We start from the raw sequence: 22,098 nt of genomic DNA, 5'->3' as shown, positions 1-22,098 counted from the left end.
CTCATCCGCCGAACAGCAGATACAGCCCGGTGAAGGTGTAGCCCACCATCACCAGCATCATCGCCAACTGGCCGGTCAGCTGATGCCGCTCGGGCAGTACCGCCAACGCCCGGTCGTGCGCGGCGATCACCCCGGCGATATGGCCACCACGAAGCCGACCTTCAGCGTGGCGAGCAGCGCCGGATGCATCGACAGCACGTAGACGACCTCGGCGTCGCTCTGGCCGAACAGCCGGTACACCGTCTGTTGGCCCCGCTCGACCAGATAGGTCAGGTAGTGGGCGAACACGTAACCGATCACGATCGGGATCAGCGAATGCGCGAGCAGCCCGGGCAGCGCGCGGCGGGTGCGGGCGTCGACGCCGCCGGTGCAACGCGCCGCGGCGCAGAACGTGACCGCGACGACCACGACGAACAGCGCCAGGCCTGCGGTGCGCACGCCGGCCGCGGCCGCCCCGGAATCGGCCACGTTGTCGACGAACCCGCGGAACTGCGGGGTCGCGGAGAAACTGTCGAACGCCGTGGAGCCCAGCAGCACCGACAACACGGCGACGATGCCGGGCCGCACCGGCAGCGACGGCAGATGGTCGAACGGGTTGCTGATCGCGATGCGGCCGTCGGGGTTGCGGCGCAGCGGGGACAGCCGCGACGCGACGACGCTGTACACCTCGAACGGGTCGGCGTTGGCGCACCAGCGCGGCCCACACCACAGCGCGCCGGCAACGGTCACCACGAGGTAGACGAGCAGCCACAGCCGGATCGCGGTCAGCGAACCCGGATCGGGGCTCGCCAGTTCGAGCCACACGAACGCGAACAACCCCGCCGCGGCCGGCCAGTACCCGAGTGCGGCCGGGTAGCTGCGGCCCAGCGATCGGCCGCCGGTGAACCGGAGCAGCGCACGGACCGGGGACAGCACCCGCCAGACCGGCCCCACCAGCACCGACACCGCCACCAGACCGACCCACAGCAGCACGTAGAACACGCCGGGCAGCGCGTTCTGCGCGTTCTGCGGACCCAGATACGTCGCGGCGGCGACCCAGACGGCGAGCAGCAGCGCCACCACGGCCAGCGCCCAGCGGGTGACCGGCGCGTCGACGGCCCGGGTGGCCCACATCGGCAGCGGCCGCCCCGGCCTGGTCTCGGAGAACCGCGGCTTCTTCCAGGCCAGCGCCACCACCGCGAAGGTGAACGTCAACGCCCATGCGGCACCGATCAGCGCGTAGGTGAACGGGATCGGCAGATCGGCCGAACCGCCCAGGCCGTGGGCCAGAACCTGTGTCGTCACTGCACCTGAATCGTGGCGACGGTCTTGTGCAGCCTGTGCAGTTCGACGTCGACCCGGCCCGGCACCTCGACGGTGAACCGGAAGGTCTGCGCGGGCCCGATACCGACGTCGAAGCTGTGCTCGGGCGTCGAGTGCACGTGCAACTCGTCGGTCATGTCGCTGTCGACCCGCAACTCGATCGGCTCGCCGACCGTGGCCTGGAACCGGGCGTTGACCGGGGTCACGTCCCCGCCTTCGATCGCGATGTCGATGACCAGCTGTTCTGGCGGGGCCTGCGCGTCGCCGGAGGTCGTCGGTGCGGCTGCGGCGGTGCTGGAAGTCGTTGCGTCGTCAGCGGATTCACCGGAGCCGGAGTCGCCGGAGCCGGCGCACCCGGCGAGCAACATCGCCGCCGCCCCGAGGGCGAGTATTCGCTGTGGTGTTGTCACTGTTCCTTGGTGTTGTCGGGTTTGCGTCGGTTCTTGGCCGCGATGTAGACGACCACGCCGGCCACCACGATCGCGGGTGCGAACGCAGGCACTGCCAGCCAGATCGGGTGGTCGGCCAGGATCACGACCTCGGGCTGAGGTGTCATGCCTGGGCGGACGGCTGCAGCTCGGCCTCGCTGCCGCTCGGTTCGGACTTGTTGATACGGCCACCGCCCCAGGTGATGCCGGCGATCATCGCCAGAGTGCAGACCAGCACCACCAGGCAGCCGATGAGCCACAGCGACTGCGGGATGTCGGGGCTGCGTTCGCGCTGCAGGATGGTGATCTCAGAGACGAACGGACGGGTGAACTGCGCCTCTGCCGGTACCTCCTCGGCGCCGATGCCCGGATCGCCGGCGAGGTAGATCGGCACCGCGGTGAAGGTCCTGCCGTCGTGCACGCGCAGCAGCGTCTTCCATGTCCCCGAGACCGGCATCGGTTCGGTCGAACGGAAATGGCCGGGCCCGACCGATTCGAGGGTGTCGTTGAAGATGCCCCGTTGATTCTGGAGCCCGCCCTGCCAGCCGAGCACTGCGACCCAGTTGGGGTTGTCGCTGACGACGTCGGGCGGGTTGAACTGCACATCGGCCGTCACGAAACGCTGGCCGTCGACGGCCGGGGCCTCTGTCAGCGTCACCGACGCGGTCGCGTTCTGCGGCACGTCGTAGCGCAGCCCGTTGGCGGCCGCGGCGCCGATGGCCACCACGGTCAGCGCGACGAGTCCCACTCCGATCGCGCGGGAGGGCAGCCGGCCACCGGTCAGGATCAGGCCGATCATCGCCCCGCATCCACCGGTGAGCACGGCGACCGGGATCGACATTGCCAGCGCTTCCGGCCAGAGGCTCGTCGGCCAGGGCAGCGGATAGACCGCGTTGATCCACAGCGACTCGAGCCAGAGTCCCACGGTGGCGATACCGAGCCCGGCCACCAGGCCGAAGACGACGGGGCGCTTGATCAACGGAGTCAACGCCAGCAGCTCGACGACGAGGGCGGCGCCCAGATACAGCGGGAACCAGTTGACCGGTGCGTCGAGGACGGGTGCCACCGCGAAGGCGACGATTCCGCGCAGCCCGATCGCGACGAGCGCGGCGATCAGGGCTGCGCCGCGACCCATGAAGATGCGGGCCGCCACCAGTGCCAGCGCCGCCGCAGCGGCGATGAGCATCGGCTGGAACGCCTGCCGGAACTGCGGCACGCCGAAGTCGAACTCGATCTGGTACACCGACGCGCCGATGAGAACCCCGGCGAAAGCGAGGTATTGCACGAATTTGAGGCCGATGCCGTCCGGCGGGATGTCGGCGGGCCGGGCCTTGCGGCCCTCGTGTTCCAGGTACAGCGCGGCCAGGGTGGAGAAGCCGGCGCCGCCGATCATCATCAGGTGCGTCGGGCCCCACAGCGTCACGTCCTGGCCGAAGATGCGGTGCCACATGTCGTCGAGCGGGAAGCCGAGCAGGGCGTAGAGGCCGCATCCGGCCATCACGATGCCGCCGACCGGCGCGTACCAGTCGTCGGTGATGCGCACCGCGGCCGGACCGGGACGGTCGTCCGCACCTCTGGGCAGCACCATCGCAGTGCAGCCGGCGACGAAGATGCCGAACAATCCGATCAGGATGAAGTAGTGGGCGGGGCTGGCCAGGGCGCCGTCGTCGCGTCCGTTGCCGATGTGCAGGCTGACGTCCCAGATGAAGCCGAACAGCGCGCAGATGATCGACGTGATGAACAGGGCGATCGGCAGAGCCACCCACGACGGGCGTTTGAAGCGGCGCCCGAACCAGTCGGCCAGCCGGGCCAGCCAGGTGATCTTGTGGTTGCGGTGCAACCAGCCGATCCACAACAACACTGCGGCCACCACGCCACCCGCCACCGTCAACGCGATGATCTCGCTCAGCGCGGCGCCGCCGCCCTCGTCACCACCCGACGACTGGGCGAGCACGGACTCCGCTTGCAGAGACAACTCCATCGTGATCCCATCCCGCGTACCGGACGTCTATCTGACTGGTCGGTAATGTTGCCAGAACCAACCAAGGTGAAACCAGGGGTACCGGGTTTTTTTCGATTGACGCAGCTGTCACTTCCGGGGCGGTCGGAGCACCTTCATCGCCATCTGCATGACCGGCGCGGGCACCCGGTCCTTCATCGACAGCGCCGACGCGGCGACCTGGGTCCGCGCCGGGGTACCCCGGCCGAACAGGCGGTTGACCGGGCCGCCGGACGGTTCCAGGTCGACGTGCAGCGGCGGCCTTCCGTCCGCGGCGCCGAGCGCGTTGGAGATGACGACCCGCTGAATCTCGCTGGTGCCCTCGAAGATGGTGTAGAGCTTGGCATCCCGATACCACTTCTCGACGGGATGGTCGGTGATGTAGCCCCAGCCGCCCATGGTCTGGATGGCCCGTTCGGTGGTGCGCACCGCCAGCTCGCTGGCCGCCAACTTCGACATCGAGCCCTCGCCGCGCTCGAACGGCACCCCGGTGGCGGCCATCCAGGACGCGCGCCAGGTGAGCAACCGCGCGGCGTCCAGGCCGGTGGCCAGATCGGCCAGCGGAAACGCGATGCCTTGGTTGTCGATGATCGGCGCCCCGAACGCCTCCCGGCGGTTGGCGTACTCGGTCGCGTATTCGAGTGCGGCCCGGGCGATCCCGAGCGCCTGCGCGGCGACCATCGGCCGGGTTTGCTCGAAAGTGCCGAGCGTGGCCGAACCGGAGTGGCGGGCCCCCTCGACCGCCTCCCGGGCGCGCGCGAGCTTGTGGTCCAGCTTCTCCTGCCCGCCGAGCAGGTGATCGGCCGGCACCCGCACGCCGGTCAGCTTGAGTTCGGCGGTGTGGGAGGCGCGGCAGCCGAGCTTGTCGAGCTTGCGCACCATCTCCAGGCCCGGGGTGCCGCCGGGGACGATGAACAGCGCCTGCCCCTTGTGCCCGAGTTCCTGGTCGACGACGGCGTTGACCACGTGCACGTTGGCGATGCCGCCGTTGCCGATCCACATCTTGTGCCCGTCGATGATCCAGTCGGCGTCGGGCTCCGGGACCGCCCGGCGGGCGGTGGTGCGCAGGTTGCGCACGTCGCTGCCGCCCTCGGGTTCGGAGATCGCCAGCGCGGCCAGCTTGAGATCGCCTGGCGTGCCGAAACATTCGGGTGCCCACTGCAGCATCTGCTCGGGCGAGGCGGCCTGCCCGATCGCCGACAGCGCCAGCGCGGGCATCACCACCGCCAGCCCGATGCCTGCGCACCCCCAGAACAGCTCCTCCATGAACATCGGTAGCGAGAGCCCGGTCGGGTCGCCGATCAGGTCGCGGTAGAACAGCGGGCTGTAGAACCCCCGGGCGGCCGCCTCTTCGAGCACCGGCCACGGGAATTCCTGCCGCTGGTCGTACTCGGCGGCGACCGGGCGGACGACCTCCTCAGCGAACTCGTGCGTCCGGCGCGCCAGATCGTGCTGCGCCGCGGTCGGCGTGATGTCGAAACCCATCGCTTGCTCCCTACCGGAATCGGTGACCAGCACTGCCGTCACCGACTGTCGTCGGCTTAGGGTGGCTATTACCCAAAGCCGGTCGGATTCCACCGCGGAGCGCGCCGATGAAGTTCCTGCCGCCGCATCTTCGGCAACGCGACGGGGTCACGTGCGGGCCGACCGTCGCGGTCGTCGCCTGCGCGATGGTGGACCCGGCGTATCGGTTGTCGCTCGACGCCCCGGATGCCGGCGTGTGGTTCGCTGCCGAGCAGGGACGGGTGCACGCGTCGGTCAACCGGGTGTGGCCGCGGGCGTGGGGCACCACGCCGGTGGGGATGGCGCGCGCGGTCACCGCCTGCTCCCGCGGACGTGGCGTGCGGTACCGCTGGCGGCTGTGGCGGGGAAGCCACGACGGGTTGGCCGACGTGCTGGCCGCGGTGCGGTCGGGGTGGCCGGTGGCGATGTTGGTGGGGCGGTTCATCCCACGGCACTGGGTGCTCATCGTGGCCCTCACCGGGGAGGCGGCGCGGTGCTACGAACCGTCGTCGGGCGAGGTCTGCACTGTCGCGCTCGAGGCGGTCCGGCGGGGCCGGATGACGGGCCCGGGCTACCCGCGCCCGTTCGCGTTCGTGCTGCCCAATTGCTCGACCCGGTCGGCGACGGACTGATCGGCGGCCGACCCCGATGCGCGCAGCCCGCTCACCACGCCGTCGCGGTTGCGCTCGGGCTGGTTCTGCGACATCTTCGCCTTGCCTTCGACCGAGGTGATCTGCAGTTCCACTCCGACGATGGCGTTGAGCTGCGCGGCCAGGTAGGACTCGGGCGCGTCGTTGACCTGCCACGGGTCGGGGCGGCCCGCCTCGTGCTCGTCGGTGAGCCGGCCGACGAGATCGCGCACCCAGGCCGGATCGTCGTGGGCGAGCAGTCGGCCGTGCACGGCGACGATGTCGTAATTCCACGTCGGGACGACCTTGCCGGTCTCCCGCTTGGTCGGATAGAAGGACGGCGACACGTACGCCTGCGCACCGGAGAAGATCGCCACCGACGGTCCCTCGGCGCGCCAGTGCGGGTTCGCGCGTGCCACGTGGCCGACCAGGCAGTGCCGGGTGTCGTCGTACAGCAGCGGTAGCGGAGTCACCAGCATCTGGCCGTCGGAGTGCGTCACCAGCTGCGCGAAGCCACCCCGGCCGAGCGCGGCGAGGGTGTCCGCTTCGGACAACGCGAACTTCGGTGGGCGGTACATTCCGACTCTGAGCCTAGAGGCGTTCTCCCGGCTCGGCAGGTTGGCTCTCTTGGGCCGAGGGGTCCGGGACGGGCCAGTCCGGCGGCGTCCGCAGGCTGGCCAGGGCCAGGCTGCTGATACCCATCAGCACGATGGTCAGGATCAGGAAGTTGGTGTAGCCGCCGAAGTGGTCGGAGGTGGCACCTGCGGCCAGCGGCCCGAAGGCGGTGCCCAGTGACAGCGCGGCCACCAGCCCGCCGAACAGTCCGCCGAAGTTTTTCAGCCCGAAGTACCGCGAGGCGAGATAGGCGATCACGTCGACCTCGGCGCCCAGCGTGAGACCGAACAGCGCGGCGGCGACGGTCTGGCTGACCGGGTTGCTGCCGTCGATCAACAGTGCCGCGCATCCTAGGATCGGCACCAGGTAGGCGCAGGCCCCGACCACCCGCCCCGGGAAACGGTCCAGCAACACCCCGACCCCGAGCCGGCCGACGATCGAGAACACCCCGACCAGTGCCGCGGTGCCCGCCGCCGCCAGCGGTTCGGCGCCGGCGTCACGCAGGATCGGCACCAGGTGCACCACGATGCCCAGCGTGGTGAACGCGAACAGGCCGGCGGCGACCAGCAGTTTGTAGAAGGTCGCCGAACGCAGCCCCTCCCGCAGCGTGACGCCCGGCAACTCGGCGGGCGCGACAGGCGGTGCCGACGGCCGCACGATGCGGGCACGCGCCACCTTGTCGTCCTGGGCGCCGCGGAAGAAGAACCAGACCGCGACCAGCACCAGGGCGGCCCAAACCGCACCGAGGCCGAAAAATGCTCCGCGCCAGCCCCATTCGCCGATGAACAGGGTGGCCAGGGCGGGGAAGACGGCCGCGGCCAGCGATCCCCCGGACAGCGTGACCGCGAATGCGAGCCCACGGGAGGTCTCGAACCGGCTCGCCACCGCCGAGGTCCACACCGTCGTCTGCACCCAGAACGCCGCGAAGGCCAGCACCGCCCACAGCAACAACCAGTTCGTCATCGACCCGGTGGCGGTGCCCAGCAGGGCGAACGCACCACCCATCAGCGCGACACCGACCAGGCCGACCCGCCGAGGACCGAGCCGGTCGACCATCAGGCCGATGGGCATCGCGGCGGCCGCGGCCGCCATGCCGACGATAGTCAGACCGGCCGAGGTCTCGGCACGGCTCCAGCCGAACTCGTCCTGCAGCGGCTGCATGAACGCGCCCAGCGAGTACACGTGGATGACGCCGATCGAGTACCCGAGGCCGGCGGCGACCGGCAACGGACCGTAGCGGCGCCACTCGGTGACGGCCGCACTGCCGGATTTCGCCATGCCGACCCCTTGTCAGTTCCACGCCGTCGTGTAACGCGCTGTGCAAGCGCTCAGATTCTAGGTCGGCGGCGCGGCGCGCGGGGCGGTCAGGTAGGAATTGCGCCGGACTCGGCGATGCGGCGGTGCGCCTCGCCGACCGAGATGCGCAGTCTGCGCGCCAGGACCTCGGCCCACGGTGCGCCGGCGAACTCGACCGGCGGCGGGCCGGAGACCATCCGGGCAAGCAGCCGACGCTGGGTGACCGCCAGCGTCTTCTCCAGCGCGTCGAGCCGGGTCAGCACGGCCCGCTGATCTACCGGCCGCAACGTGGTGAACGGGAGGGCGGAAACCGCCCGCTGGGCGTGATCCACGGCGTCGAGGGCCGCGATCCACTCGTTTTTCGAACTCATGTTCGACAGCGTAGGTGCGGTGTCCGACAACATGCCGATACGCTGGGCGGATGGCCGGAAAGATCGCCACCGCCGACGCGGTCACGTTGCCCGAACTGCTCGACTTCGTCCGTCCCCGACACCGGATGGTGCTCACCACCTTCCGGGCCGACGGGTCTCTGCAGAGCTCGCCCGTCACCGGCGGGGTGGACGCGGAGGGGCGGATCGTGATCGCGAGCTATCCCCAGCGCGCGAAGGCCGCCAACATCAGGCGGCGCCCGCGCGCGAGTGTGGTGGTGCTGTCCGACGAGTTCAACGGCCCTTACGTGCAGGTCGACGGTTCTGCCGAGGTGGTGGACCTGCCGGACGCGGTGGAACCGCTGGTGGAGTACTTCCGGGCCGTCTCCGGCGAGCATCCGGACTGGGACGAGTACCGCCAGGCGATGGTCGACCAGCGCAAGTGTCTGATCCGGGTGACGCCCCAGCACTGGGGGCCGGTGGCCACGGGAGGTTTCCCGCCCGGGTGAGGCGCGGATATCGCGGGAGGTCGGACAGGACGGCCGCCCGTGACTGTGGTAGTCAGAGCTAGCGGACGGATTGCGTCGGCTAGCACGTCAAACTATAGTCTGGACACATGTCCAGGAGGGTTCGGGTTTCTTGCGCCACACGATCTGCCCAGCTCAGGGCCGCTCTCCGGGTTATGTGAGCTGACCATGCGCATCGCACTGCTGTCCTACCGAAGCAAGACCCACTGCGGCGGTCAAGGCGTCTACGTCCGGCACCTCAGCCGCGGCCTGGTCGAACTCGGCCACGACGTCGAGGTGTTCTCCGGTCAGCCCTATCCCGAGGGCCTCGATCCCCGAGTCCGGCTCACCAAGGTGCCGAGCCTGGACCTCTACCGCGAGCCGGACCCGTTCCGCGTGCCGCGGCCCAGTGAGATCAAGACCAGCATCGACCTGCAGGAGCTGCTGACCACCTGGACCGCCGGCTTCCCGGAGCCCAAGACGTTCAGCCTGCGGATGGCGCGGCTGCTCGCCGAGCGCCGCGACGACTTCGACGTGGTGCACGACAACCAGTGCCTGGGCACAGGGCTGCTCGACATCGCGGCCTCGGGTCTGCCGGTGGTCGCCACGGTGCACCATCCCATCACCCGTGACCGCGTGGTCGACGTCGCCGCGGCCGTCTGGTGGCGCAAGCCGCTGGTGCGCCGCTGGTACGGCTTCGCCGAGATGCAGAAGCAGGTCGCGCGCCGGATCCCGGAGCTGCTGACCGTGTCGTCGACCTCGGCCACCGACATCGCCGAGGACTTCGGCGTCGACCCGGCCCAGCTGCACGTCGTCCCCCTCGGGGTGGACACCCAGTTGTTCCAGCCGTCGCAGCAGCGGGTGCGGAACCGGATCATCGCGATCGCCAGCGCCGACGTGCCGCTCAAGGGCGTCAGCCATCTGCTGCACGCGGTCGCCCGGCTGCGCGTCGAGCGTGACCTGGAGCTGCAGCTGGTCGCCAAGCTCGAACCCAACGGCCCGACCGAGAAGCTGATCGCCGAGTTGGGCATCTCCGACATCGTGCACATCTCCAGCGGGCTCAGCGACTCGGAGCTGGCCGGTCTGCTGGCCTCGGCCGACGTCGCGTGCATCCCCTCGCTCTACGAAGGGTTCTCGCTGCCCGCGGTGGAGGCGATGGCCAGCGGCACCCCGATCGTGGCGAGCCGGGCCGGTGCGCTGCCCGAGGTCGTGGGCACCGACGGGGAGTGCGCGCGGCTGGTGACCCCCGCCGACGTCGACGAGCTCACCACGGTGCTCGGTGAACTGCTCGACTCGCCGCTGGAGCTGCGACGTCTCGGCGACAACGGCCGCCGGCGCGCGCTCGAGGTGTTCAGCTGGCAATCCGTTGCCGCCCAGACCGTCGCGGTGTACGACCGGGCATGTGAGAGGGTCACGACATGCTGACCGTGGACTTCGACAGGCTAGGCGTCGGCGCCGGGACCAAGGTGATCGACGTCGGATGTGGCGCAGGCCGCCACACCTTCGAAGCGTTCCGGCGTGGAGCCGACGTGATCGGATTCGACCAGAGCGCTTCGGATCTCAACGACGTCGACCAGATCCTGCAGGCGATGAAGGAGCAGGGCGAGGCACCGGCGTCGGCCAAGGGCGAGGCGGTCAAGGGTGACGCGCTGGACCTGCCGTACGCCGACGGCACCTTCGACTGCGTCATCGCCTCCGAGATCCTGGAACACGTGCCCGAGGACACCCGGGCCATCTCCGAACTGGTCCGAGTGCTCAAACCCGGTGGTGCACTGGCGATCACCGTCCCGCGCTGGCTGCCCGAGCGGATCTGCTGGGCGTTGTCGGACGAGTACCACGCCAACGAGGGCGGCCACATCCGGATCTACCGGGCCGACGAGTTGCGGGACAAGGTGCTCGCGCACGGCCTGGAGTTGACCCACACCGCCCATGCCCACGCCCTGCATTCGCCGTACTGGTGGCTCAAATGCGCTGTGGGAACCGAGAAGAACGACCACCCCGCGGTGAAGGCGTATCACAAACTGCTGGTGTGGGACATGATGGGCCGGCCGTGGCTCACGCGTACCGCCGAGGCCGCGCTGAATCCGCTGATCGGCAAGAGTGTTGCCCTCTACTTCAGGAAGCCCCCGGCTGCCGATGCCTGACGCCCCCGGTGTGCCGGGCGTTTTCACGCCGGCCCAATGTCGGCAGACCGCCGAGTCGATCGCCGCGACGCAGGAGCCGAGCGGCGCGATCCCGTGGTCGGTCGGCGGGCACACCGATCCGTGGGACCACATCGAGAACGCCATGGCGCTCACCGTCGCGGGCCTGCTGGAGCCGGCGCGCGCGGCCTTCGAATGGTCGCGCACCACCCAGCGTCCCGACGGGACCTGGCCGATCCAACTGCGCGACGGCGTCGTCGAGGACGCCAACAGCGACACCAACTTCTGTGCCTACATCGCCACCGGGGTGTGGCACCACGTGCTGGTCACCGGTGACCGCCGCTTCGCCGAGACCATGTGGCCGGTGGTGGTCAAGGCCATCGACTTCGTGCTGGAGCTGCAGTGCGCCACCGGTGAGATCGCCTGGGCCCGAGGACCTTCCGGCGACGCCGAGGAAGCCCTGCTCACCGGCTGCGCGAGCATCTACCACAGCATCCGGTGCGCGCTGGCGCTCGCCGATCACCTCGGTGACCCGCAGCCCGAATGGGAGGTCGCGGTGGGCCGGCTCGGCCACGCGATCCTCGAGCATCCGGACCGGTTCGTCACCAAGGACCGCTGGTCGATGGAGTGGTACTACCCGGTCCTCGGCGGTGCGTTGCGCGGGCCGCGGGCGCGGGCGCGGATCGACGAACGCTGGGACGACTTCGTGGTCCCCGGGCTGGGCATCCGCTGTGTCGACGACCGGCCGTGGGTGACCGGGGCCGAAACCTGTGAGCTGGTAATGGCGTTGGAGGCGATGGGGGACAGCACCCGGGCGCTCGAGCAGTTCTCCGCGATGCACCACCTCCGCGAGGAGGACGGCTCCTACTGGACGGGGCTGGTGTACACCGACGGTAAGCGCTGGCCCGTCGAGCGCACCACCTGGACGGGCGCCGCGGTGATCCTGGCCGCCGACGCGCTGTCGTCCAGCACGCCGGGCGCAGGCATCTTCCGCGGTGCCGATCTGCCGAGAGGCCTTGAAGGCCAATATGATTGCGAGTGCGCGACGAGCGAGCGCTAGTCGGCGCCCAGCGCTCCGGGCCTGGCCGGACACCCGCTCCAGCACGCGCATCGACCCGGTGGCCCGGATCTCCCGGAAATCGCCGCTGTCGAGCGCGCGCCGATAGATGAGGAACGGGGCCTGGCCGCCGTCGGCCGGATCCGGGAACACGTCGTGGATGACCAGTGCGCCGCCCACGTCGACCCACCTGGCCCAGCCGTCGAAGTCGCGGTTGGCCGCCTCCTCGGTGTGGCCGCCGTCGATGAACAAGAACCGCAACGGAGTTCGCCAGCCTCGGGCCACCACCGGGGACCGGCCGACCACCGCCACGACGTGTTCGTCCAGCCCAGCGGCGTCGAGCGTGTGCCGCAATGTCGGCAGTGTGTCGAACAGTCCGGTGACCGGGTCGACCATCGTGGTGTCGTGGTACTCCCACCCGGGCTGGTGCTCCTCTGAGCCGTGATGATGATCGACGGTGTAGAGCAGGCCGCCCGTCTGCTGGGCGGCCGCACCGAGCATCACGGTGGACTTACCGCAGTACGTGCCGATCTCGACGCCGACACCGTCGCCAAGGTATTCCACGGCGGTGTCATAGAGCGCGCGTCCCTCGTCGGAAGGCATGAAGCCGGTGACGCGCGCGGCGAGCTCGAAAAGAGCTGCCGCGGCGGGGGGCAGCGTGGTACCGGAATTGGATTGACGGCTCGCCGTCGTGTCGCTCATGGCAGTCCAACTTACCTTTGCCGTGCGCTAGTGGTTCACCCCTGCTTGTAGTAGCGTCCGGACATGTGTCCGATCCGGCTCTGGAGTCGACTCGGCGTCGTCTGACGGCCCGGCAGGCCGAGACGGTGGAGCGGCTGGGACGCGCGGCGGTGGAACTGCTCAGGCGGGACGGTTACCCCGCCCTGACCGTGCGCAGAGTGGCCGCCGAGGCGGGGGTGGGGGCCGCGACCGCCTACACCTACTTTTCGTCCAAGGAGCATCTGGTCGCCGAGGTGTTCTGGCGCCGGCTGTCCGGTTCGCCCGAGGTCGACCACGGTTCGGCGGACCCCGCGGCCCGGGTCACCGCGGTGCTCGGCCACATCTCGATGCTGGTCGCCGACGAGCCGGAGTTCGCCGGCGCGGTGACCACCGCGCTGCTGGGCCGCGATCCCGACGTCGAGGTGCTGCGTGCGCGCATCGGCCGCGACATCCGTGACCGGCTGACCGCGGCGCTGGGGCCGGGCACCGACGCCGAGGTGATCGATGCGCTGGAGATGCTCTATTCGGGCGCGCTGGTGCGTGCCGGTATGGGGCACGTGTCCTATCAGGAGATCGCGTCGAAGCTGGAGAAGTCGGCGCGGCTGGTGCTGGGCTGAGCGCTAGCGGGCGTTCACCAGCGCGGTGGCCGCGGCTGCCGCGGGCTCGGCGATCCCTCGGACGTCGCGCTCGTCCTCGACGAAAAGCGCTGTCAGCTCGCGTAATCCGCCGAGCAGGATGAGCGCCATCGGCGGTGTGATCGGGGTGATCGCGGCGCGCTGGAAGCCCGGGTTGCTCGTCAGCGCCGTGAGCAGTTCGGTCAGATCGTGCATCACCTGCCGGTGCAGCGGGCGCGCCGCCGCGCCGAGGGCGGGGGCCTCGCGGATCCAGCACAGCGTGATCGCCGGGCGCGCGCTGATGTGCTCGACATAGGCGTCGACGGCCTGGCGGATCTGCTCCTGCCAGTCGGCCTCCGGCCGGACCGTCGCCCCGATGTGTGCGATCAGGTCGGAGTTGTTGCGGCGCAACAGTTCGATGAGGCACTCCTGTTTGCTTGCGAACTGTTCGTAGAAGGTGCGCTTGGAAGTGCGGGCGTTCCGGACGACGTCGGCCACGGTGCTGTCGCGGTATCCCCGTTCGACGATCGCCGACGCCAGCCCGTCGAGAAGGCGGTCGGTCACCGTCGTGGAGTGGCCGGCCAGGCACCGGAGTCGTCGTCACTTCGTGTTCACCCTTGCAGCTTGTGGTACCAACCGGTACCGTACCCGATGACACGGCGGTACATGGGAGTACCAGCCGCTGACCGGGGGAGTCTGATGAGCGAAGCGACCGTCACCGCGCACCACTCCACTGCCGACGCCGCGGCACCGGTGCGGCTGCCACCGGTGCCGCGGATCCCGAGACTGCTTCAGGGTCTGGGCTTTTCGCTGTCGCGGCAGTGGACCGTGGCGCAGATCGTGCGCCGTTACGGCGACGTGTTCGCGATGACGCTGCCCGTGTTCGGTCCGACCGTGATCGTGACCGACCCGACGCTGGCCAAGCAGTTGTTCATGGCCAACACCGACGACGTCGGCAACATCCAGCCCAACCTGTCCCGGGTGCTGGGCTCCGGATCGGTGTTCGCCCTCGACGGCGGCGACCACCGCAGGCGGCGCAAGCTGCTCACCCCGCCGTTCCACGGCAAGAGCATCAAGAACTACGAGCGGATCTTCGAGGAGGAGACGCTGCGCGAGGCCGAGACATGGCCCGAGGGACGCGAATTCGAGACGCTCGAGCCGATGATGAGGATCACGCTCAACGCGATCCTGCGCGCGGTGTTCGGCGCCGACGGCGCCCATCTCGACGAACTGCGCCGCATCATCCCGCCGTGGGTCACCCTCGGTTCCCGGCTGGCGGTGCTCCCCACCCCGCAGCGGACCTACGGCCGCTTCAGCCCGTGGGGCCGTCTCGCGGCCTACCGGCGCCGCTATGACGAGGTGATCGGTCGCCTCATCGACGCCGTGCAGGCCGATCCGCACTTCGACACCCGCGAGGACATCCTGGCGCTGCTGCTGCGCAGTTCCTACGAGGACGGTTCCTCGATGTCGCGCCAGGACATCGGCGACGAACTGCTGACCCTGCTGGCCGCCGGGCACGAGACCACCGCCGCGACGCTGGGCTGGGCGTTCGAGCGCATCAGCCGTCACCCCGAGGTGCTGGCCGAGCTGGCCGCCGAGGCGGAGACCGAGACCAACGAATACCGGCAGGCGACGATCCTGGAGATCCAGCGCAGCCGCACGGTGATCGACTTCGCCGGCAGGCATGTCTACGCGCCGACCTTCCAGCTCGGGGAATGGGTTATCCCACAGGGATATTCGATCGTGGTCGCGATCGGGCAGGTGCACCGGCGCGGCACCGACTTCCCCGATCCGGAACGCTTCGACCCGCAACGGTTCGTCGGCCGGCGGCCACCCACGTTCGCGCACATCCCGTTCGGCGGGGGCACCCGGCGCTGCGTCGGCGCGACGTTCGCCAACGTCGAAATGGACATCGTGCTACGAACGGTGTTGCGCCACTTCCGAATTGAGACGACCGCCGCGGCGGGGGAGAAGATGCACTCGCGCGGAGTGGCCTACACCCCCGCCGACGGCGGCCGTGTCGTCATGTACCGCCGCTGAGCGTGAACGGCCGGGCTGGGAATCACACTTCAGCGCGTTTGGGCAGCTTCCAGCCGGGCCGCGGGAAGTGGCAGGTGTAGCCGGTCGGATAGCGCTCCAGGTAGTCCTGGTGCTCCGGCTCGGCCTCCCAGAAATCCGGTGCCGGACTGACTTCGGTGACGACCTTGCCGGGCCACAGCCCCGATGCGTCCACGTCGGCGATGGTGTCCAGCGCGATCTGGCGCTGCTCGTCGTCGACGTAGAAGATCTCCGACCGGTAGCTGGTGCCGACGTCGTTGCCCTGCCGGTTCTTGGTCGTCGGGTCGTGGATCTGGAAGAAGAACTCCAGCAGCGCGCGGTAGTCGGTCTGCGTGGGGTCGTAGACGATCTCGATCGCCTCGGCATGACCGGGATGGTTGCGGTAGGTCGGATGGTCGTTCTGCCCGCCCGTGTAGCCCACCCGGGTGGAGACCACGCCGGGCTGCTTGCGGATCAGGTCCTGCATGCCCCAGAAGCATCCGCCCGCCAGTACTGCTCGCTTGTAGTCGCTCACGCGTGCTCCTTCTCGCTCGCTGTCGATAACCCACGGTACTGCGGTCTGCGGTGGCTAGGCTCTGAAGGATGCGTGTACTCGGTGTTCCGGCAGTGCTGTGTGTGGCGCCGTTGATCCTGGCCGCGCCCGCGGCCGGCGAACCTGTCGCTCCGGTACCGATTCCCGAGACGCCCACAGACACCACGGCGGCGATGTTCGTCGACGATCCGGCCGTCGTCGACGCCCACCCGACCCGACCGCAGTCGTGGAGTCGGGTGCCCGACGAGCGGATGGTCCGGCTGCACTTCACCACGGGAACCCCCGAGTGCTACGGCGTGACCGCGACGGTGCAGGAGAGCCCCGACGCGGTGATCGTCGACCTGCGCACCGGGACGCTGCCGCAGGCCGTCGGCCGGGCCTGTATCGCGATCGGGCTGTTCGCCGACCTCGACGTGCCGCTGCAGGAGCCGCTCGGCGCGCGTCGCGTACTCAGCGCCACCTGACCCGGCCTCGACAAGCGCAGCTAGAACGTGTTCTATTTCTCCGTGTGACCGGCAACACTTTCACGCGGGACGAGCTGGCCGACGCGTTCGCGGAGTTCGAGGCGACGGTCGACCGGGCGGCGCAGACCAGGGACTGGGATCCGTGGGTGGACCAGTACACCGACGACGTCCTCTACGTCGAACACGCCGCGGGCACGATGCGCGGCCGGGAGGAGGTGCGGCCGTGGATCTGGAAGACCATGGAGTCCTTCCCGGGCAGCTACATGACGTCGTTCCCGTCGCTGTGGCACGTGGTGGACGCCGACACCGCTCGGATCATCTGCGAGCTCGACAACCCGATGCGCGACCCCGGTGACGGCACCGTCATCAGCGCCACCAACCTCTCGATCCTGACCTACGCCGGCGACGGGAAATGGTGCCGCCAGGAGGATGTCTACAACCCGCTGCGGTTCGCGTCGGCCGCGGTGAAGTGGTGCCGGAAGGCCGAGGGCCTGGGCACCCTCCCCGACGAGGCCGCGCAGTGGATGGCCAAGTACGGGCGCACCCGGTGACCGGACCGTCGGCCGTGGCTCCGGTGCTCGTCATCGGCGCCAACGGCTACCTCGGCAGCCACGGCACCCGCGCCCTCGTCGCCGACGGGCAGCAGGTCCGGGTGATGGTGCGCGACGGCGCGAACACCGTCGGCATCGACGACCTCGATGTCACCCGGTTCGTGGGGGACATCTGGGACGACGACGTGTTGCGCGCGGCGATGACCGGATGCGAGGTCGTCTACTACTGCGTCGTCGACACCCGCGGCTGGCTGCGGGACCCGGCGCCGCTGTTCCGCACGAACGTCGACGGCACCCGCAACGTCCTCGAGGTGGCCGTCGAACCGGCGATCGCGGCAGGCCTGCAGAAGTTCGTGTTCACCAGCAGCTACGTCACCGTCGGGCGGAAGCGGGGGAAGGTCGCCACCGAGGACGACGTGATCGCCGACCGCGGGCTGACGCCGTATGTCAGGTCCCGGGTGCAGGCCGAGAACCTGGTGATGAGGTACGCGCGGGACCGCGGGCTGCCCGCGGTGGCGATGTGCGTGTCGACCACCTACGGCGCCGGTGACTGGGGCCGCACACCGCACGGGGCGATCATCGCCGGGGCCGCGTTCGGCAAGCTGCCGTTCGTGATGAGCGGCATCGAGCTCGAAGCCGTCGGCATCGACGACGCCGCCGGCGCGATGCTGCTGGCCGCGCAGAAGGGCCGTCCCGGCGAGCGCTACCTGATCTCGGAGAAGATGATCTCCAACGCCGAGGTGGTACGGATCGCCGCCGAGGCCGCCGGCGTGCCCGCCCCGACCAGGTCCGTCCCGCTGCCACTGTCCTATGCGATGGCCGCGCTGGGCAGCCTCAAGGGCCGGCTGCGGGGCACCGACGAGCGCCTCTCACTGGATTCGCTGCGGCTGATGCGCGCCGAGGCGCCGGTGAACTGTGACAAGGCCCGGCGTGAACTCGGTTGGCAGCCAAGGCCCGTCGAGGAGTCGATCCGCGAAGCCGCGACATTCTGGGTGAATCTGCGGCAGGCCAAACGGGCGGACAGGGCGCAGCGCTGACCCGCCGCGGGGGCCACCTTCCCCGCGGCTGCGACAATCTCCCGGTGCGCACTCACTCGCCGGTCAACGGCCATGTGTCCCATTGGTTCGACGGGTTGCCGATCAGCCGCGCACCGCTGCCCGGCACCCTGGACGCCGACGTCTGCATCGTCGGCGCCGGATACACCGGCCTGTGGACCGCGTACTACCTCAAGCGGGCCGATCCGTCGCTGCGCATCGTGGTGCTTGAGGCGCGCTTCGCCGGGTACGGCGCATCCGGACGCAACGGCGGCTGGCTGTCCGGCCTGGTGCCCGGTGACCGCGAGCGGGTGGCCCGCCGGTACGGCCGGGCCGGGGTGATCGCCTGGCAGCGCGCGCTCAACGACGCCGTCGACGAGGTGATCGCGGTGGCCGGCGATGAAGGCATCGACGCCGGCATCGTCAAGGGCGGCACGCTGGAGGTCGCGCGCAACGCCGCGCAGGCGCGCAGACTGGCCGCCGCGCTGGAGGCCGAACGGCGCTGGCAGGTCGACGGCGTCGAAGCGATGACCGCAGCCGAAGCCGCGCAACGGATCCGGCTCGACGGGGTGGTCGCCGCCTACCACAATCCGCACTGCGCCAGGATCCAACCGGCGCTCCTGGTCCGCGGCCTGGCCGACGCGGTCGAGCGACTCGGCGTCGTCGTCCACGAGCGCTCCCCGGTGACCGAGATCAGCCCGGGCCGGGCCTCGACGCCGTGGGGCACGGTGAACGCCGGGGTCGTGCTGCGCGCCACCGAAGGGTTCACCGCGGCCCTGCCCGGACTGAAGCGGCAGTGGTTGCCGATGAACAGCTCGATGATCGCGACCGACCCGATTCCCGCGGACCTCTGGGAGACCATCGGGTGGCACGGCAGGGAGACGCTGGGCGACACCGCGCACGGGTTCTTCTACGCCCAGCGCACGGTCGACGACCGGATCGCGATCGGCGGCCGCAGCGTGCCCTACCGGTTCGGCTCCCGCACCGACCGCGACGGGCAGGTGCCCGAACGCACCATCGGTCACCTCACCGCGACGTTGCGGGCGATCCTGCCGCAGGTGTCCCGGGTCCCGATCGCGCACGGGTGGTGCGGGGTGCTGGCGGTGCCGCGCGACTGGGAGGCCACCGTGACCTACGACAAGGCCACCGGCGTGGGCTGGGCCGGCGGCTACGTCGGACACGGAGTCACCGCCACCAACCTCGCCGCGCGCACGCTGACCGACCTGGTGCTGGACCGGCAGTCGGACTTGACCGCGCTGCCCTGGGTCGGGCACCGGTCCCGCAACTGGGAGCCCGAACCGCTGCGGTGGCTCGGCGTGCGGGGCATGTACCTGGCCTACAAGGCGGCCGACTGGCACGAGGCCCGCGGCACCGCGCGGACCTCGCCCATCGCGGTGGTCGCGGACAGGATCGCCGGCCGCCCGCACTAGGCGTTCAATGGTGAGATGACCGACCGTCCCGTCCTGCAGCCCTCCGCGGCTCACCCCATCACCGTCGAGCCCACCGGACGCCACGTGGTGGTGCGGCTCAACGGCGAGCTCGTTGCCGAGACCGATGCCGCGCTCACTCTGCAGGAGGCGTCTTATCCTGCGGTGCAATACATTCCGATGGCCGATGTGCCCGCCGAACGGTTGCGGCCCAGCGACACCTCCACCTACTGCCCGTTCAAGGGCGAGGCGGGCTACTTCGACGTCGTCGCAGGCGGGCAGACCGTCGCGGACGCGGTCTGGACCTACCGCGATCCGTACCCCGCCGTCGCGCAGATCGCCGGCCACGTCGCGTTCTACGCCGACAAGGCCGACGTCACCGTCGACCCCTAGGCTGGAGCGATGCGGATCTCGGCCGGCGTGACGTTCGCCGGCCCGGTGAATCCCGGCTGGACCCTGTCTCCGCTGCGCCGCGGCCGGGGCGACCCGTGCTACCACGACGCCGCCGACGGAGCGATCTGGCGGACCAGCCTGATGCGCAGCGGGCCCGTCACCGCCCGGCTGAGCCGCGGCGCACCCGACACCGTGGACTGTGAGGCCTGGGGACCGGGCGCTGCGGAGTTCGCCGACGCGCTGCCCGCGCTGCTGGGGGCTGACGACGACGTGTCGGCGTTCGACCCGCAGGAGCCGACGGTCGCCAAAGCCCTGCGCACCGCGCCCCACCTGCGGCTGGGCCGCACCGGCCGGGTCATGGAGGCGCTGATCCCCGCAGTTCTCGAACAGCGGGTGGTCGGCAAGGACGCGTTCCGCGCGTGGCGGCTCCTGGTGACCCGCTACGGCGCGCCCGCACCCGGTCCGGCGCCGGCCCACATGCGGGTGCCGCCGACCGCGCAGGCCTGGCGGCGTATCCCGTCCTGGGAATTCCACCTCGCCAACGTCGACCCCGCACGCGCGCGCACCGTGGTCGGCTGCGCGCAGCGCGCGGACGCGCTGGAGCGCCTGGTCGACCGGCCGGCCGAGGCCGCCCGGACCGCGATGATGTCGCTGCCGGGCGTCGGCATCTGGACCGCGGCCGAGACGGCGCAACGCGCGTTCGGAGACGCCGACGCGCTCTCGATCGGCGACTATCACCTGTCCAAGGTGATCGGCTGGACGCTGCTGGGACATCCGATCGACGACGCGCAGATGATCGAGCTCCTGGAACCGCTGCGGCCGCACCGGCACCGGGTGGTGCGGTTGCTGGAGGTCAGCGGCCTGGCGTTCAAGCCACGGTTCGGGCCGCGGCTGCCGATTCCGCATCTCGCCGATCTGTGACCCCGGCGTCACCTTTGATTACCTGCCAACCCACCCGGGTACACGGGGCGGGACAGTCGATCGTGCGAAGGAGCAAGCAATGACTGCGTTCACCGTTCCCGGCCTCAGCGAGAAGCAGGGGGCCGATGTCGCCGAGCTGCTGCAGAAGGCGCTCAGCAGGTACAACGACCTGCACCTCACCCTCAAGCATGTGCACTGGAATGTGGTGGGGCCCAACTTCATCGGGGTCCACGAGATGATCGACCCGCAGGTCGAGCTGGTGCGCGGATACGCCGACGAGGTCGCCGAGCGCATCGCGGCGCTGGGCACGTCTCCGCTGGGGACACCCGGAGCCATCATCAACGACCGCACCTGGGACGACTACTCGGTCAACCGGGACACCGTGCAGGCGCACCTGGCTGCGCTCAACCTCGTGTACACCGGGGTCATCGAGGACACCCGCAAGAGCATCGAAGCGCTGGAGGAACTCGACCTGGTCTCCCAGGACATGCTCGTCTCGCACGCCGGTGAGCTGGAGAAATTCCAGTGGTTCGTGCGGGCGCATCTGGAGAACTCGGGCGGGCAACTGGTCACCGAAGGCGCCAAGACCGAAAAGAGCGCCGCGTCGAAGGCCAAGAAGAACTCGTAGAGACCGCAGCTGCCGCCGGGGAGCGCACCCGTCCCGCCACGGGACGGACCAGCGCCCTCGGCGGCACTGTGTTCTGCGGCGATGGCGTCAGCGGTAGGCGGTCAGCCGAGCCGTGATGGCGGTTCTGCCGTCGCGTCCCACCGCCCGGGCCTCGGCCACGGCGCTGCTGCGACCGGTGTGGGTGGCGTCCGCCCGGTAGTGCGCGTCACCGCCGCCGTGGAACGGGCGCAGGAAGTTCACCCGCAACGACGCCGTCCGGAACCCGTGCTCCACGACAGCGCCGCCTCGGTGGTTGACTGCGGCGTTGGCGGCCAACTCCAGCCCCATCGACGACACCCCGCCGTGCACCGCACCCACGCTGTTGTTCAGCACCGGGTCGTCATTCTGTACCAGAATCGTTGCCGCACCGCCTGATTCGCCGACCTGTACGGCCATCAACTGGTCGAGGCGGGTACCCGGCAACGTGCCTGCGGGCTGATCGGGCCAGTCGACCAGCGAGTCCGGCACCGTGATGTAGAACGAGCGGACGGTCGCGGTGGCGATCACCTCGGTCGCCTCGGGAGCGACCTCCAGGGACAGTTCGCTCGACACCGTCCACTCACGGGAGCCCCGCCGGGCGTGGTTGATCAGACCGCCCACGTGGTCGACGAGCATCGCCAGCGGCGCGGTGGTCGGAGCGCCGGTCAGCGGGTTGACCAGGCCGGCGACCGGGATGGAGGCCACGCAGCGCTCCGGGGACTCCTCAGCCGTCTGCACGCCGAAGCGGCCGAGCGGCGTGTTCAGGGGATAGGGCATTTCTGCAGCTTGCCGACCACTTTCCTCGCATATACCCCCTGGGGGTACCAAATGCCTGCCGACTCGCGCGGCCGCCACCACCGTCGATGCGAGACACGTTGCCGGGCAGCCACTGTG

At 70.0% G+C, this 22,098-nt stretch carries 24 protein-coding genes and 2 pseudogenes; 14 read left to right on the top strand and 12 right to left on the bottom strand.

The window, feature by feature from the left end; translation table 11 throughout:
* Position 1: 1 nt before the first annotated feature.
* The 5 genes and pseudogenes from C6A87_RS27300 to C6A87_RS27280 form a co-directional block, all read right to left on the bottom strand.
* Positions 2-1,284, bottom strand: a pseudogene (locus C6A87_RS27300) (hypothetical protein).
* On the bottom strand, positions 1,281-1,670 hold the full coding sequence (locus C6A87_RS27295; RefSeq protein WP_396837131.1) for a hypothetical protein: 390 nt from the start codon (positions 1,668-1,670) through the stop codon (positions 1,281-1,283). Before C6A87_RS27295 ends, C6A87_RS27300 begins: the two are co-directional and overlap by 4 nt.
* Before the next feature lie 38 nt (positions 1,671-1,708).
* Positions 1,709-1,858 carry a hypothetical protein gene (locus C6A87_RS27290; protein ID WP_311115086.1) on the bottom strand — a complete coding sequence of 50 codons (150 nt, stop codon included), beginning with the start codon at positions 1,856-1,858 and terminating at the stop codon, positions 1,709-1,711.
* Positions 1,855-3,711, bottom strand: a complete 1,857-nt coding sequence (locus tag C6A87_RS27285) for a hypothetical protein (RefSeq protein WP_311115085.1) — start codon at positions 3,709-3,711, stop codon at positions 1,855-1,857. Before C6A87_RS27285 ends, C6A87_RS27290 begins: the two co-directional genes overlap by 4 nt.
* Before the next feature lie 108 nt (positions 3,712-3,819).
* Positions 3,820-5,214 (bottom strand): acyl-CoA dehydrogenase family protein, encoded by a 1,395-nt coding sequence (locus C6A87_RS27280; RefSeq protein WP_311115084.1) that lies wholly within the window; start codon positions 5,212-5,214, stop codon positions 3,820-3,822.
* Positions 5,215-5,321: 107 nt separating this feature from the next.
* Here C6A87_RS27280 and C6A87_RS27275 point away from each other — a divergent pair, with 107 nt between their 5' ends.
* Positions 5,322-5,864 (top strand): hypothetical protein, encoded by a 543-nt coding sequence (locus tag C6A87_RS27275; RefSeq protein ID WP_311115083.1) that lies wholly within the window; start codon positions 5,322-5,324, stop codon positions 5,862-5,864.
* Here C6A87_RS27275 and C6A87_RS27270 read toward each other — a convergent pair.
* From C6A87_RS27270 to C6A87_RS27260, 3 genes are all read right to left on the bottom strand, one after another.
* Complete coding sequence (locus C6A87_RS27270) at positions 5,804-6,439, bottom strand: FMN-binding negative transcriptional regulator (protein ID WP_311115082.1); 636 nt, start codon at positions 6,437-6,439, stop codon at positions 5,804-5,806. The genes C6A87_RS27275 and C6A87_RS27270 overlap by 61 nt on opposite strands.
* Positions 6,440-6,452: 13 nt before the next feature.
* Positions 6,453-7,754: an MFS transporter gene (locus C6A87_RS27265; RefSeq protein WP_311115081.1), complete on the bottom strand. Its 1,302-nt coding sequence runs from the start codon at positions 7,752-7,754 to the stop codon at positions 6,453-6,455.
* A gap of 86 nt (positions 7,755-7,840) precedes the next feature.
* Positions 7,841-8,143, bottom strand: coding sequence for a DUF222 domain-containing protein (locus C6A87_RS27260; RefSeq protein WP_311115080.1), 303 nt, complete (start codon positions 8,141-8,143; stop codon positions 7,841-7,843).
* 50 nt (positions 8,144-8,193) lie between these two features.
* On the opposite strand from C6A87_RS27260, the gene C6A87_RS27255 reads away from it, so the two are divergent.
* The 4 genes from C6A87_RS27255 to C6A87_RS27240 all read left to right on the top strand — a co-directional run bounded on the left by C6A87_RS27255 (position 8,194) and on the right by C6A87_RS27240 (position 11,847).
* Complete coding sequence (locus C6A87_RS27255; protein ID WP_311115079.1) at positions 8,194-8,649, top strand: PPOX class F420-dependent oxidoreductase; 456 nt, start codon at positions 8,194-8,196, stop codon at positions 8,647-8,649.
* Between the two features lie 186 nt (positions 8,650-8,835).
* Entirely contained in the window at positions 8,836-10,071 is a 1,236-nt protein-coding gene (locus C6A87_RS27250; protein ID WP_311115078.1) for a glycosyltransferase family 4 protein, read from the top strand.
* The gene (locus tag C6A87_RS27245; RefSeq protein ID WP_003931356.1) at positions 10,065-10,790 is read left to right on the top strand and encodes a class I SAM-dependent methyltransferase; all 726 of its coding nucleotides are present in this window, start codon (positions 10,065-10,067) and stop codon (positions 10,788-10,790) included. Before C6A87_RS27250 ends, C6A87_RS27245 begins: the two co-directional genes overlap by 7 nt.
* On the top strand, positions 10,783-11,847 hold the full coding sequence (locus tag C6A87_RS27240) for a prenyltransferase (protein WP_311115077.1): 1,065 nt from the start codon (positions 10,783-10,785) through the stop codon (positions 11,845-11,847). The genes C6A87_RS27245 and C6A87_RS27240 overlap by 8 nt, the downstream gene beginning before the upstream one ends.
* A gap of 18 nt (positions 11,848-11,865) precedes the next feature.
* On the opposite strand, the pseudogene C6A87_RS27235 reads toward C6A87_RS27240, so the two are convergent.
* Positions 11,866-12,546, bottom strand: a pseudogene (locus C6A87_RS27235) (class I SAM-dependent methyltransferase); the annotation flags it as partial.
* 65 nt (positions 12,547-12,611) lie between these two features.
* On the opposite strand from C6A87_RS27235, the gene C6A87_RS27230 reads away from it, so the two are divergent.
* The gene (locus C6A87_RS27230; RefSeq protein ID WP_311115076.1) at positions 12,612-13,181 is read left to right on the top strand and encodes a TetR family transcriptional regulator; all 570 of its coding nucleotides are present in this window, start codon (positions 12,612-12,614) and stop codon (positions 13,179-13,181) included.
* Positions 13,182-13,184: 3 nt separating this feature from the next.
* Here the strand turns inward: C6A87_RS27230 and C6A87_RS27225 are convergent, their stop codons facing one another.
* Positions 13,185-13,742 (bottom strand): TetR/AcrR family transcriptional regulator, encoded by a 558-nt coding sequence (locus C6A87_RS27225; protein WP_311115075.1) that lies wholly within the window; start codon positions 13,740-13,742, stop codon positions 13,185-13,187.
* 135 nt (positions 13,743-13,877) lie between these two features.
* On the opposite strand from C6A87_RS27225, the gene C6A87_RS27220 reads away from it, so the two are divergent.
* A complete protein-coding gene (locus C6A87_RS27220) occupies positions 13,878-15,218 on the top strand; it encodes a cytochrome P450 (protein ID WP_311115074.1) in 1,341 nt (446 codons plus the stop codon).
* Positions 15,219-15,240: 22 nt separating this feature from the next.
* Here the strand turns inward: C6A87_RS27220 and msrA are convergent, their stop codons facing one another.
* Positions 15,241-15,750 (bottom strand): peptide-methionine (S)-S-oxide reductase MsrA, encoded by a 510-nt coding sequence (msrA, locus tag C6A87_RS27215; protein WP_311115073.1) that lies wholly within the window; start codon positions 15,748-15,750, stop codon positions 15,241-15,243.
* A gap of 68 nt (positions 15,751-15,818) precedes the next feature.
* On the opposite strand from msrA, the gene C6A87_RS27210 reads away from it, so the two are divergent.
* The 7 genes from C6A87_RS27210 to C6A87_RS27180 all read left to right on the top strand — a co-directional run bounded on the left by C6A87_RS27210 (position 15,819) and on the right by C6A87_RS27180 (position 21,186).
* The gene (locus tag C6A87_RS27210; RefSeq protein WP_311115072.1) at positions 15,819-16,232 is read left to right on the top strand and encodes a hypothetical protein; all 414 of its coding nucleotides are present in this window, start codon (positions 15,819-15,821) and stop codon (positions 16,230-16,232) included.
* Between the two features lie 44 nt (positions 16,233-16,276).
* On the top strand, positions 16,277-16,783 hold the full coding sequence (locus C6A87_RS27205) for a nuclear transport factor 2 family protein (protein WP_311115071.1): 507 nt from the start codon (positions 16,277-16,279) through the stop codon (positions 16,781-16,783).
* Between the two features lie 14 nt (positions 16,784-16,797).
* Positions 16,798-17,820 carry an NAD-dependent epimerase/dehydratase family protein gene (locus C6A87_RS27200; RefSeq protein WP_311118101.1) on the top strand — a complete coding sequence of 341 codons (1,023 nt, stop codon included), beginning with the start codon at positions 16,798-16,800 and terminating at the stop codon, positions 17,818-17,820.
* A 44-nt stretch (positions 17,821-17,864) separates the two neighbouring features.
* Complete coding sequence (locus tag C6A87_RS27195; protein WP_311115070.1) at positions 17,865-19,247, top strand: FAD-binding oxidoreductase; 1,383 nt, start codon at positions 17,865-17,867, stop codon at positions 19,245-19,247.
* 15 nt (positions 19,248-19,262) lie between these two features.
* Positions 19,263-19,637: a DUF427 domain-containing protein gene (locus C6A87_RS27190; protein WP_311115069.1), complete on the top strand. Its 375-nt coding sequence runs from the start codon at positions 19,263-19,265 to the stop codon at positions 19,635-19,637.
* 9 nt (positions 19,638-19,646) lie between these two features.
* A complete protein-coding gene (locus C6A87_RS27185; protein ID WP_311115068.1) occupies positions 19,647-20,558 on the top strand; it encodes a DNA-3-methyladenine glycosylase 2 family protein in 912 nt (303 codons plus the stop codon).
* 79 nt (positions 20,559-20,637) lie between these two features.
* The gene (locus C6A87_RS27180; protein ID WP_311115067.1) at positions 20,638-21,186 is read left to right on the top strand and encodes a DNA starvation/stationary phase protection protein; all 549 of its coding nucleotides are present in this window, start codon (positions 20,638-20,640) and stop codon (positions 21,184-21,186) included.
* Between the two features lie 87 nt (positions 21,187-21,273).
* Here C6A87_RS27180 and C6A87_RS27175 read toward each other — a convergent pair whose 3' ends face one another.
* Positions 21,274-21,981: a PaaI family thioesterase gene (locus C6A87_RS27175; RefSeq protein ID WP_311115066.1), complete on the bottom strand. Its 708-nt coding sequence runs from the start codon at positions 21,979-21,981 to the stop codon at positions 21,274-21,276.
* Positions 21,982-22,098: the final 117 nt, after the last annotated feature.

This window comes from Mycobacterium sp. ITM-2016-00317, assembly GCF_002968295.1.
Taxonomy (GTDB): domain Bacteria; phylum Actinomycetota; class Actinomycetes; order Mycobacteriales; family Mycobacteriaceae; genus Mycobacterium.
This window is presented reverse-complemented; position numbering and strand designations above follow the sequence as displayed.